General features: G+C 72.9%; 7 protein-coding genes and 1 tRNA gene. 6 read left to right on the forward strand and 2 right to left on the reverse strand.

Annotation, left to right across the window (positions count from 1 at the left end):
* Positions 1-605 precede the first annotated feature (605 nt).
* The 3 genes from ACFYTE_RS29270 to ACFYTE_RS29280 are packed head-to-tail and all read left to right on the forward strand — an operon-like array spanning position 606 to position 5,607.
* Positions 606-1,499: an FAD binding domain-containing protein gene (locus ACFYTE_RS29270; protein ID WP_388716670.1), complete on the forward strand. Its 894-nt coding sequence runs from the start codon at positions 606-608 to the stop codon at positions 1,497-1,499.
* Positions 1,496-3,301 (forward strand): 2Fe-2S iron-sulfur cluster-binding protein, encoded by a 1,806-nt coding sequence (locus ACFYTE_RS29275; RefSeq protein ID WP_388716673.1) that lies wholly within the window; start codon positions 1,496-1,498, stop codon positions 3,299-3,301. The genes ACFYTE_RS29270 and ACFYTE_RS29275 overlap by 4 nt, the downstream gene beginning before the upstream one ends.
* Complete coding sequence (locus ACFYTE_RS29280; RefSeq protein ID WP_388716676.1) at positions 3,298-5,607, forward strand: xanthine dehydrogenase family protein molybdopterin-binding subunit; 2,310 nt, start codon at positions 3,298-3,300, stop codon at positions 5,605-5,607. The genes ACFYTE_RS29275 and ACFYTE_RS29280 overlap by 4 nt, the downstream gene beginning before the upstream one ends.
* A 119-nt stretch (positions 5,608-5,726) precedes the next feature.
* Here the strand turns inward: ACFYTE_RS29280 and ACFYTE_RS29285 are convergent, their stop codons facing one another.
* Positions 5,727-6,722 carry a hypothetical protein gene (locus tag ACFYTE_RS29285; RefSeq protein WP_388716679.1) on the reverse strand — a complete coding sequence of 332 codons (996 nt, stop codon included), beginning with the start codon at positions 6,720-6,722 and terminating at the stop codon, positions 5,727-5,729.
* Between the two features lie 336 nt (positions 6,723-7,058).
* Here ACFYTE_RS29285 and ACFYTE_RS29290 point away from each other — a divergent pair, with 336 nt between their 5' ends.
* The 3 genes from ACFYTE_RS29290 to ACFYTE_RS29300 all read left to right on the forward strand — a co-directional run bounded on the left by ACFYTE_RS29290 (position 7,059) and on the right by ACFYTE_RS29300 (position 11,602).
* Positions 7,059-8,216, forward strand: a complete 1,158-nt coding sequence (locus ACFYTE_RS29290; RefSeq protein ID WP_388716682.1) for an SUKH-4 family immunity protein — start codon at positions 7,059-7,061, stop codon at positions 8,214-8,216.
* A gap of 402 nt (positions 8,217-8,618) precedes the next feature.
* Complete coding sequence (locus ACFYTE_RS29295; RefSeq protein ID WP_388716685.1) at positions 8,619-9,413, forward strand: hypothetical protein; 795 nt, start codon at positions 8,619-8,621, stop codon at positions 9,411-9,413.
* 86 nt (positions 9,414-9,499) lie between these two features.
* Positions 9,500-11,602 (forward strand): bifunctional polysaccharide deacetylase/glycosyltransferase family 2 protein, encoded by a 2,103-nt coding sequence (locus tag ACFYTE_RS29300; protein WP_388716687.1) that lies wholly within the window; start codon positions 9,500-9,502, stop codon positions 11,600-11,602.
* A gap of 141 nt (positions 11,603-11,743) precedes the next feature.
* On the opposite strand, the gene ACFYTE_RS29305 is transcribed toward ACFYTE_RS29300, so the two are convergent.
* Positions 11,744-11,818, reverse strand: a tRNA-Cys gene (locus ACFYTE_RS29305).
* Between the last annotated feature and the right edge of the window lie 119 nt (positions 11,819-11,937).

Below are 11,937 nucleotides of genomic sequence, written 5' to 3' on the forward strand. Positions count from 1 at the left end.
CCTGGACGGGCCGCCGCCGAAGCGGTAGCCGCCTTGGCAGGCCGGTCGCCGCCGGTCGCGGCCGGCTGCCGTCGCGGCACAGCCGTCCGCCCCGCGCCCGGTCGCCCGTTCCCACCGCCCGTTCCCGCCGCCCGCTCCCGCCGCCCGCTTCGGTCGGCGGCGAGCCGTCGGGGCTCGTTCGCGAGGCCCGAACGCGTGCCCCTGGACGGGCCGCTGCCGAAGGGGTAGCCGCCTTGGCAGGTCGGTCGCCGCCGGTCGCGGCCGGCCGCTGTCGTGGCACAGCCGTCCGCCCCGCGGCCGGTCATCCGCCTCGCCTGCTTCCGCCGCCCGTTCCGGTCGGCGGCGAGCCGTCGGGGCCGTTCGCGAGGCCCGAACACGTGCTGGAAAAAGACCTCAGGGGTCACCGAAGAGTGTCATTCGTCGCGCACCGGTGAGGGCGGTGGAAAACGGGCCATCTCCCCAGCGAGGCGGGCGAATGCCTCCTAGCGGACCCCCGCGTTCGGGGCTTGCGAAGATGTGCCAGAGTTGCCACGTCCGCCCTGTCAGCACGTACCGTACGGCAACACAGGTGGGACCAGGTGGGGCAGCGGGAAGGGGCAGCCGGTTTGACCACGCACGCACCGCAGGCGGCGCAGGCCGTCACCCTGCCCACGACGCTGGACGAGGCCGTGGCGGCGCTCACCGCCATGCCGGCCGCCGTCCCCGTGGCGGGCGGCACCGACCTCATGGCCGCCGTCAACTCCGGCCAGCTCAGACCCGCCGCCCTGGTGGGCCTCGGCCGGATCAGCGAGATCCGCGGCTGGCAGTACCAGGACGGCCACGCGCTCCTCGGCGCCGGACTCACGCACGCGCGCATGGGCCGCCCGGACTTCGCGGCCCTGATCCCGGCGCTCGCCGCCGCCGCGCGCGCCGCAGGCCCGCCGCACATCCGCAACGCGGGCACCCTGGGGGGCAACATCGCCTCGGCCGCGCCCACGGGCGACGCGCTGCCGGTCCTCGCCGCCCTGGAGGCGACGCTGGTGATCGCGGGCCCCCAGGGGGCGCGCCGGGAGGTCCCGGTCTCGCATCTGCTCGCCGGCGTGGAGATGCTCGGCGGCGGCGAACTCATCGGCTACGTACGCGTACCGCTGCTGCACGCCCCGCAGGTCTTCCTGAAGGCGACCGGACGCACGGGACCCGGCCGGGCCGCCGCTTCCGTGGCGCTCGTCCTCGACCCCGCCCGGCGCGGAGTGCGGTGCGCCGTGGGTGCCATAGCGCCGATGCCGCTCCGGCCCCTGGACGCCGAGCAATGGGTGGCCCGGCTCATCGACTGGGACAACGACCGCGCGATCGTGCCCGAGGCGCTGCAGGCCTTCGGGGAGTATGTCGCCGCGGCCTGCATCCCCGACCCGGCCCCGGGGCAGGACGGCTCCGTACCGCAGCTGCCGCCCGCCGTACTGCACCTGCGGCGCACCGTCGCCGCGCTGGCCCGACGAGCACTGGGGAGGGCGCTGTCGTGACCGACGACCAGCACGGAGAGAACCCGCCCCAGGAGGGCGGCCGCTGGGACCCGCTGCCCCAGGGCGACTACGACGACGGCGCCACCGCCTTCGTGAAGCTGCCCGAGGGAGGCATCGACGCGCTGCTGTCCTCGGACAGCCCGCTCGCCGCGCCCGGCCACGGCTATGTGCCGCCGCAGATAACGGCGGCCCCCGCCCAGGACGGCACCGACCCGGCGGGCACCGGCGGCTGGTCGATGCCGGCCGACGGCGCGCAGTGGCCCGACCCGAACGCCGTGCCCCAGCAGCCGGGCGCCGGCGACCGGTTCACGTACCCACCCGCGGCCACCCAGCACTGGACCTACGAGGAGCCGGCGGCGCCCGCCGCAGGACAGGACGTGACCGGGCAGTGGTCCATCCCCGTCGCCGGAGGTGACCTTCCGGACGAATCGGGCGAGTTCAGCGCGTCTTCCCTCGTCGAGCAGTGGGGCGGCACGCCGCCCGCCACCCTGCCCGGCGGCGCCCCCGCGCCCTGGGCCACGGAGACCGTGGGACAGCCCTGGGAACAGCAGGCGGCACCGCCGGGACAGCCGACCGCGCCCCCGCGCGCGGACGGGCGGCCGAACGGGGGCGCGCCGCACGCCGCTTGGCAGCGGTTCGCGCCCGCCGAGCCCTACCAGGACGCCCCGGCCGGACCGGGCGAGGCGGTCCCGGCCGCTGACGGCCCGGCAGACCACGCCCCCGCCGGCCACGGCCCGGCGGACCGCACCGCGTCGGGACACGGCACGGCCGGACACGGCACGGTGGTCCGGCCCGACGACGGCCACGAGCCCGTGGCCGAACACGCCGCCCCCCAGGCCCCGCCCGAGACCGACACGCCGGTCGCCCACGAGACCGCGCCCGTTGCCCACGAGACGACCGCGCCCGTCGCCCACGAGGCGAACGGGACCGCTGCCGACCCGGAGGCAGCCGGGCCTGCCGCGGACCAGGAGGCCGCCGGGAGCAGCGGGGCGCCGGGGGCCGCCGACGGCGACGAGGAGGGCCCTGAAGGGGCCGCTGAGCCCCCGGCAGGGCCCGAGGCGACCGACGACGCCGCGACCGGTCCGCACGGCGCGCAGCCGCCCGCCACGCCCGAAGGCCCCGCCGCCTTGGCCGAGGAGGCCGCGGACGCCCCGCCGCCCCCGCACGACGACCACCCCCTCGCCTCGTACGTCCTGCGCGTCAACGGCGCCGACCGCCCCGTCACCGACGCCTGGATCGGCGAGTCGCTGCTGTACGTGCTGCGCGAGCGGCTCGGGCTCGCCGGCGCCAAGGACGGCTGCTCCCAGGGCGAGTGCGGCGCCTGCAACGTCCAGGTGGACGGGCGCCTCGTCGCCTCCTGCCTGGTGCCCGCGGTCACCGCGGCCGGCAGCGAGGTCCGCACCGTCGAGGGCCTTGCCGTCGACGGGCGGCCCTCCGACGTCCAGCGGGCGCTCGCCAGACGCGGCGCCGTGCAGTGCGGATTCTGCGTCCCCGGCATGGCGATGACCGTGCACGACCTGCTGGAGGGCAACCCGGCGCCCACCGAACTGGAGGCACGCCAGGCCCTGTGCGGCAACCTGTGCCGCTGCTCCGGCTACCGGGGTGTCCTGGACGCCGTCAAGGAGGTCGTCGCCGAACGCGAATCGCACAGCGCGGCGGACGCCGAGCAGGACGCGGACGGGGCACGTATTCCGCACCAGGCGGGCCCGGGCGCCGGCGGCGTCCGCTCCTCGGCGTTCGAGGCGCAGCACGCGCCGGGACCGCACGACCAGCCCTACGGCCAGGACGGAGGCCAGGCGTGAGCAACGAAGCCGGCACCGCGACCACGGCGCCGGAGGCCGCCGACGCCCCCGAACAACTGCCGCACGGCCTCGGCGCGTCCCTGCCGTCGGCCGACGCCCGCGCCAAGACCGAGGGCACCTTCCCGTACGCGGCCGACCTGTGGGCCGAGGGCCTGCTGTGGGCGGCCGTGCTGCGCTCCCCGCACGCGCACGCGCGCATCGTCTCCATCGACACCACCCACGCGCGCGAGATGCCCGGCGTACGGGCCGTCATCACCCACGACGACGTGCCCGGCACCCCGCGGCACGGCCGGGGCACCGCCGACCGTCCGGTGTTCGCCTCCGAGGTCGTGCGGCACCACGGCGAGCCCATCGCGGCCGTCGCCGCCGACCACCCGGACACCGCGCGGATGGCCGCCGCCGCCGTCATCGTCGAGTACGAGACCCTTGACCCGGTCACCGACCCCGAGCAGGCGTTCGAGGCCGAACCCCTGCACCCCGACGGCAACCTGATCCGCCACATCCCGCTGCGCCACGGCGACCCGGACGCGGCCGGCGAGGTCGTCGTCGAGGGCCAGTACCGCATCGGCCGCCAGGACCCCGCGCCCATCGGCGCCGAGGCGGGCCTCGCCGTGCCCCGCCCCGACGGCGGCGTCGAACTGTATCTGGCCTCCACCGACCCGCACACCGACCGCAACACCGCCGCCGCCTGCTACGGCCTGTCCCCGGACCGGGTGAAGATCGTCGTCACCGGTGTCCCCGGGGCCACCGCCGACCGCGAGGACCAGGGCTTCCAGCTTCCGCTCGGCCTGCTCGCCCTGAAGACGGGCTGCCCGGTGAAGCTGACCGCGACCCGCGAGGAGTCCTTCCTGGGCCACGCCCACCGGCACCCCACGCTGCTGCGCTACCGCCACCACGCGGACGCCGAGGGCAGGCTGGTGAAGGTCGAGGCGCAGGTCCTGCTCGACGCGGGCGCGTACGCCGACACCTCCGCCGAGGCGCTGGCCGCAGCCGTCTCCTTCGCCTGCGGCCCCTACGTCGTGCCGAACGCCTTCATCGAGGGCTGGGCCGTGCGCACCAACAACCCGCCCTCCGGCCATGTGCGCGGCGAGGGCGCGATGCAGGTGTGCGCCGCCTACGAGGCGCAGATGGACAAACTCGCGAAGAAACTCGGTCTCGACCCGGCGGAGCTGCGCCTGCGCAACACGCTCGCCACCGGAGACGTGCTGCCCATCGGCCAGACGGTGACCTGTCCGGCACCGGTCGCCGAACTCCTCCAGGCGGTACGGGACTTCCCGCTCCCCGCGCTCCCCAAGGACACCCCCGAGGAGGACTGGCTGCTGCCCGGCGGCCCCGAGGGCGCGGGCGAGCCGGGCGCGGTGCGCCGGGGCGTCGGCTACGGCCTCGGCATGGTCCACATGCTCGGCGCTGAGGGCGCCGACGAGGTCTCCACGGCGACCGTCAAGGTCCAGGACGGGGTGGCGACCGTGCTGTGCGCGGCGGTGGAGACCGGCCAGGGCTTCACCATGCTCGCCCGGCAGATCGTCCAGGAGACCCTGGGCATCGACGAGGTCCACGTGGCTCCCGTCGACACCGACCAGCCCCCGGCCGGCGCGGGCTCCCGCGGCCGGCACACCTGGGTCTCCGGCGGAGCCGTGGAGCGCGCGGCGAAGATGGTCCGCACCCAGCTTCTACAGCCCCTGGCGCACAAGTTCGGGATGTCGACCGAACTGCTCCAGATCACCGACGGCAAGATCACCTCGTACGACGGTGTGCTGTCGACCACCGTCACGGAGGCGATGGACGGCAAGGAACTGTGGGCCACCGCCCAGTGCCGCCCGCACCCCACCGAGCCGCTGGACGCCTCCGGGCAGGGCGACGCCTTCGTGGGCCTCGCGTTCTGCGCCGTGCGCGCGGTGGTGGACGTCGACATCGAACTCGGTTCGGTGCGGGTCGTGGAGCTGGCCGTCGCCCAGGACGTGGGCCGCGTGCTCAACCCGGCGCAGCTGACCGCCCGGATCGAGGCGGGCGTCACCCAGGGCGTCGGCATCGCGCTCACCGAGAACCTGCGCACGCCCCGCGGCCTGGTCCGGCACCCCGACCTCACCGGGTACGCGCTGCCCACGGCCATGGACACACCGGACATCAAGATCGTCAAGCTGGTCGAGGAGCGGGACGTGGTCGCTCCGTTCGGCGCGAAGTCGGTCAGCGCGGTCCCGGTCGTCACCTCCCCGGCGGCCATCGCCTCCGCCGTACGCGCCGCGACCGGCCGACCGGTCAACCGCCTGCCGATCCGCCCGCAGGCCGCGGTGGTCACGGACCGGTGAGCACGCCCGGGGCGTCCCGGGGCACAGGTTGCGCGGGGCCGCGGTCCGTGACCGGGACGGTCGCCCCGGCGCCGTCCCATGGGGGGCTCCGGGGCGGGACGCTGTGAATGCTCGGCGGGTCAGGCGTTCTGGGCCTGTTGGGCGCGGGCGGCGACCATCGAGGCCAACTGCTCGAACTCCCTGGACCAGCCCGAGTCGTCGGGCACCGGCTGGTATTCCAGCTCGACGAGGACGGTGCCGACGCGGAGCAGGGCGACGGCCGTCGTCTCGTCGAGGTCGATGTTGTAGTGGGTGATCGCGGTGCGCTGGTCGCCGAGCTCCGGGAGGGAGATCTCCCTCGCCTTGTTGTTGTCGGCGACGCCCGACCGGGTCTCCTCGAAACCCTTCGCGGTCAGCGCCGTGCTGGAGCAGGACCACACCGTGAATTCGGCCCAGACCGTCCTCGTGCTGCCGTCGTTCCAGTTGTTCGTGCCGAAGCGCGCCTGGGCCCCTGAGCACCCGTTGCCCTCGTCCTCGCCGGCCGCGAGGGACCCGGATCTCTCCCAGCCGGAGGGCATGCTCGTCAGGTCCGGAACGACCCGCTTGACCTCGCTGACGTTCAGGGCCCGCACGGCATGGCGGGCACCGTCGTCCTGCGACGACTCGGGGGAGTCGTCGATCACGATCAGGTTTATGCCCCCGTACACGGCCAGCACGACCAGGCCCAGCAGCAGAGCGGCCACCAGGGCGACGACGGCCCGCCCGCCCCGGGTGTTGTTGATGGTCAGCGGGCCGAGGGCGATGGAACTGCGCGACACCTGGCTGCCGGTGATCAGCAGGCTGCCCGTGGCGTTGGTTCCCGGTGCGGTCAGCTGCACTTGCAACTGATGCCGCAGTTCCGGGTCCGCCTCGATCTCCTCCTGGACCACGGACCGGGCCGTGTCCTGTGCGGCCGGGTCCTCCGGGGCCCGGTTCAGCGTGTCCAGGGCCGCCCGGCCCCGCTCCGTTGAGACCAGCCGTGCGCGTAAGGCATCGGCGACCGCGGTTCCGGCGCTCTGGCCGACCGCGCCCGCCGCTCCGGTCGCCGTCGCGGCCATGACCGCGACGGCCATGGCCGCCAGTTCAGAACTCTCCATGCGCTTCCCCCGGTTCCGATGCACAGTGCCCTCAAGGCTCCGCGCCCGGATTTCAGTATCGCCATGCACGCGACATTCAGCGCTGGCATTCGGACACCTCCCCCGGGCGTGGACCAGCCACGCTCGGCGGCCCAGGACGGAACGTGCGAGGGCCGCACGGCGTCCTCTCCGGCGGGGCGTTGTCAGTGGGGACGCGTAGTGTGACGGTCAGTGGGGGACGGCCGCCTCGGACGCCGGACCGGCCGACCGGACGTGCCCCGCGCCAGGGAAGACCGGACCGAGCATGACGGCGTACGACCACGCAGGACGACGTACGACGGGAATCGCGGGGGAGCGATGAGCACGACCGACGCCATGGCCGCGGCGATCACGCTGACCGAGGCCGAGCTGGACCGCTACGTCACGCACGCGCCCACGCGCGGCCTGCTGACCGGCCCCGGACTGCCCGACGACAGCGACCTGTTGACCTTCGCGCCGCTGCGCACGACCGGCCTGCGCAGGCTCGCGGACGCCGTCGACGGCCCCGCCCGGCTGGCGGGCGAGCTGCGGGACCGGCTCGTGATAGGGGAACTCCTCGGCCCCGCGGGCATGGAGACGGAGTCGATCCTGCTCGACGGCAGCACCGGCGAGATCACCACCACCCACCTGCTCGCCCCGACGGACAGCCGTCCCCTCGCGCCCTCCCTGCACACGCTGTTGCGCTTCGCCGCGGTCACGGAGGAACTGGCCGGTCTGCGCGGCCGGTTCGCGCGCTACGCCGGCCGGTACGGCACCAAGACCGCCACCGAGGCATCCCGCCGGCTCCTCGCACTCTTCGAGGAGGGCACGGACGGCGCGGTGCCGCCGTACTGGAAGGCCGCCGCGCTGATCCGCCCGCTCTCCCTGGTCGCGGGTCCCGGCACCGCCCAGGGCCTCGCCCTGGACCTGCCCGGCCGGCTCCTGGACGAGGAGTTCGGGCCGGGCCGGGTGGCCCGCTTCGAGGAGGTCGACTTCCCCGCCGCGCTCACCCACGAGCCGACGCGCCGCTTCCTGCGCGAGACGGGGCTGCCCGAGGACGCGGTGCTCTTCCGCCTCGACACGGACGTACCGCTGCCGACGCTGACGGAGTACTACAGGGACGAGCGGCCCGAGTACCCTCTCGAAGCGCTCCCCGCGCATGCCGACCGTCTGATACGCCTCGGTCATCTGGTCGAGGACAACAGCCTGGTGGTCGACGGCGGCACGGGCGCGATCCTCAACTTCAGCGAGCCCGAGGCGGCGCTGTACCCCCTCAACACGGACATCTCCACCCTCGCCTACACCCTCTGGCTGCTGCACCACGAGCGCACGATCGACGAGCACCTGGGCCACGAACTGACCACGGAGGCATACGACCAGCTGGCCGTGACGATGATCCGGACCCTCACGTCGATCGACCCGACCCCGACGACATCGGACGCGGACTGGCACTACTGGACGGAACTCTTCCAGGACGAGGCGGGCGGCGTGCTCTGAAGGCAACGCAAGCCATGGCCAGGTAGGTGCTGGGTCAAGTGACCCTCCAGCACGCGAACTTGTGTTGCTGAAGACGGCTGAAGCCGGTGCTCCAGTTGCATGGAACGGGACATCTCAGGAGACCTACGGCCACTTCGGCCCCGACAACGTGCTGACTGGCCACACATTCGACATGCAGCACCCGGAAAGTCGAGCAGACTGGTTCGTCGACGGTAGGACTTTCCCGAGGTCGTAGAGTCCTGACGGGTCCGGCCGCCCTTGACCCCCCTGCACCGCAGATCCCCCGAGTCTCTACACTTTGCGTCCATGTCTTGGGACCCCCAACACGGCAACCGTACGTATGGCGCGAGCGGTCCCGATGGCGTGTACGCCGAGAACGGTGCATACCAGGACAGTGGCGACATGCAGGGCTTGCAGGTCATGTACGACCCGTACGGCGACGGGGCCCAGGCGTACGACGGACATGTGGATCCGGCGGCGGCGCACGGGTGGCATGAGTCGGCGGCCAACGGCCAGGGGGTTGCGCTCGACGGTGCATACCGCCACCGGCAAGGCGCACACGGCGACAGTCACGACACGTACCGGGGCAGCCACGACGCCCACGAGGGGGGCCAGGGCACTCAGGAGACCGACCATAGGGCCTACGGCACCGAGCATGAGCACATGCACGGAGGCGACGGATACGCTCACGGCGCCGACGACGACCAGAACGACGCCGGGCACGACGACGGCTCGGTCTTCGTCGATGTATCGGGCCGCCGCAGCCGGCTGATCCGCCGTGTGGGCCTCGCTGTCGCCGCGGTCTGCGTTGTCTTCATGGCCGCTGTCATCGCCGGATTCTTCAGTTCGGTGCCCTCTGGCGGCCCGCTGCCCTGGGGACAGGACCAGAAGCAGAAGCAGGGCCAGAGGCAGAAGCAGGACCAGAAGCAGGAGCAGGACGATGCGACGACGGCCACGGACCAGCCTGGCCCGACCGCCGAACCCACCGCCGATCCGTCCGCCACGTCTGGGAAGTCGTCTGGGGAGTCAGCGGCCCCGAGCCCATCGGTGAGCGCCTCCAGGACCGGTGGCGAGACCAAGGAACCCACCACCAGGGAGCCCACGACCGCAGCCGCCCCCACTACGGGCGCGCCGGGCAGGGGGAACTCCGGCACTTCCCCGGGCCGCGGCCAGGGATCGACCAAGGGACCCAGGTGAGCCGCCCGCAACGCAACACCGGTGCGTCCCGATCTGCCGGCCGTAATCGTTCCTCCCGCGCCAACCGCTCGGCCCGGTCGTCTGCGGTGACCCGCTCGACGCAGACGGCACCGCCTGCCAGAACCAACCGGCATGCCCTGCGGCGCGATCCCCGCGCCCACTGGCTGCTGCTTCTGCTCATTCTCGCGGTCGCCGCCACCGCGCTGTTGTTCGGCGGTTACGGGCGGCACGAGATAGCGCCCACCGCAGCCCCCGCCCATCACTGCACCGCCGCCCCCGCGACGATACGCACGGGCGGCCCCGTGTTGAGCGAGGCCGACGGAAAGCTGCACAGCGCGCACCTCCCAGCCCAGAGGGTCGCCCTGACCTACGACGGCGGCCCTGATCCCGCCTGGACCCCGGCTCTGCTCGACGTTCTGAAGAAGCACCACGTCAAGGCGACGTTCTTCCTCACCGGCACCCAGATGGCCGCCCATCCGGACCTCGTGCGCCGGATCCACGACGAGGGCCACCAGATCGGCTCGCACACCTACACCGACGCCAACCTCGCGCAGGTCTCGGCGACCCGCGCGCGGCTCGAACTCGCCATCACCCAGAACACCCTTGCCGGCGCCGCCGGCCTCGGCACCCGTCTGGCGCGGCTGCCGCACACCGGGGACATCGCGGCTCTGTGCGCCGACCAGTGGGCGGCCGGGCGGCGTGCGATCGACGACGGCTACATCCTGGTCGCCGCCGATGCCGCCGTTCGGAGCCCGAAGGAGGGTGAGATCCGCCAGTTCACCGGCTCGCCGGAGGCTGTTGATGCCACGGAGAGAATCTTGGCGTCCCCGCCGCACGGCGTGCGGTTCACGACGGTCGGGGCGGCACTTCGGACGCCTGGTGTCAACTACCCCGTCTCGGAGACCACCGCGGCGAAGGGCACCGCCGTCGTGTGGGTGCAGACCCTGTCCCGGGGCTTCGCCGACGCCATGACCTGGCTACTGGTGGCGGCGGGTGTGATCTCCCTGGGGCGCCTCGTGCTGCTCTTCACGGTCGCCCGGCTGCATGTGCGCCGCAGCCGCAGGAAACGGCGCCGCGGCAACCGGCTGCCGCGGGTCGATGAACCGGTCACCGTGATCGTGCCCGCGTACAACGAGGAGGCAGGCATCGAGGCGACCCTGCGTTCGCTGCTTGCCTCCACGTACCCGTACATCCAGATCATCGTGGTCGACGACGGATCGAGCGACCGCACCTTCGAAATCGCCGAGTCGGTCCGGGAGGAGGATCCGCGCGTGATGGTGGTGCGCCAGCCGAACGCGGGTAAGGCGGCCGCCCTCAACACCGGTCTTTCCTGGGCGCAGTTTGACATCGTGGTGGTGATCGACGGTGACACGGTCTTCGAGCCGGAGGCAATCCACAACCTGATCCAGCCGCTCGCCGACCCGCGCGTCGGCGCGGTCAGCGGCAACACGAAGGTCGGCAACCGGCAGGGCATACTGGGCCGTTGGCAGCACCTTGAGTACGTCATCGGCTTCAACCTCGACCGCCGGATGTTCGACGTACTCGAATGCATGCCGACCGTGCCGGGAGCGATCGGCGCCTTCCGCCGTCAGGCGCTGATGGGCGTCGGCGGAGTCAGCGAGGACACCCTCGCCGAGGACACCGATCTGACGATGGCGCTGTGCCGCGCGGGCTGGCGGGTGGTGTACGAGGAATCGGCGATCGCCTGGACGGAGGCGCCGTCCACCGTCCGGCAGCTCTGGAAGCAGCGTTACCGCTGGTGCTACGGCACTTTGCAGGCGATGTGGAAGCATCGCAGATCGCTGGTCGAGACGGGGCCGGCGGGCAAGTTGGGCCGCCGCGGACTGACCTATCTCGCGGTCTTCCAGATGCTGTTGCCGTTGCTCGCACCGCTCGTCGACGTCTTCGCTGTGTACGGGCTGCTGTTCCAGAGCGCCGCCCAGGCCGGGGCGGTGTGGCTCGGCTTCACGGCCGTGCAGGTGTTCAGTGCCCTCTACGCGCTCCGCCTCGACAAGGAGAAGTTCGAGCCGCTGTGGACCCTGCCGCTGCAGATCTTTGTCTATCGGCAACTGATGTACCTGGTGGTGGTGCAGTCGGTGGTCACGGCGCTGCTGGGCAGCAGGCTGCGCTGGCATCGGATGCAGCGCACCGGTTCGGCGACGGATACGCTGCAGCGGCAGCCGGCGTGAGGCCGCACGGCCGGGCCGGCGCAGCGACGTTCAGGACTTCCCCGAGCCGTCACCGGACCGGAGCAACTCTCCCACCGGCATGCGAGTCCCAGACCCTGAGACCTGTGTCTGACCTGGAAACGTGCTGGTCAGACGTACTACTGGAGGCCGTGGCGGGAATTGAACCCGCGTAACTCGCTTTGCAGGCGAGCCCCTGAACCACTCGGGCACACGGCCGTGTCGATGGGACGACCGTAGGGCGGGGCGGGGGAGGGGATCAAGGGGGACGCGGCGGCTGCAACGGGACTGCCATACGGCGTTCATGAAAGGGGGGTGCCACCCCGGGGAGACGTACG

Origin of the sequence: Streptomyces sp. NPDC004629 (genome assembly GCF_042873595.1) — a bacterium.
Lineage (GTDB): Bacteria > Actinomycetota > Actinomycetes > Streptomycetales > Streptomycetaceae > Streptomyces.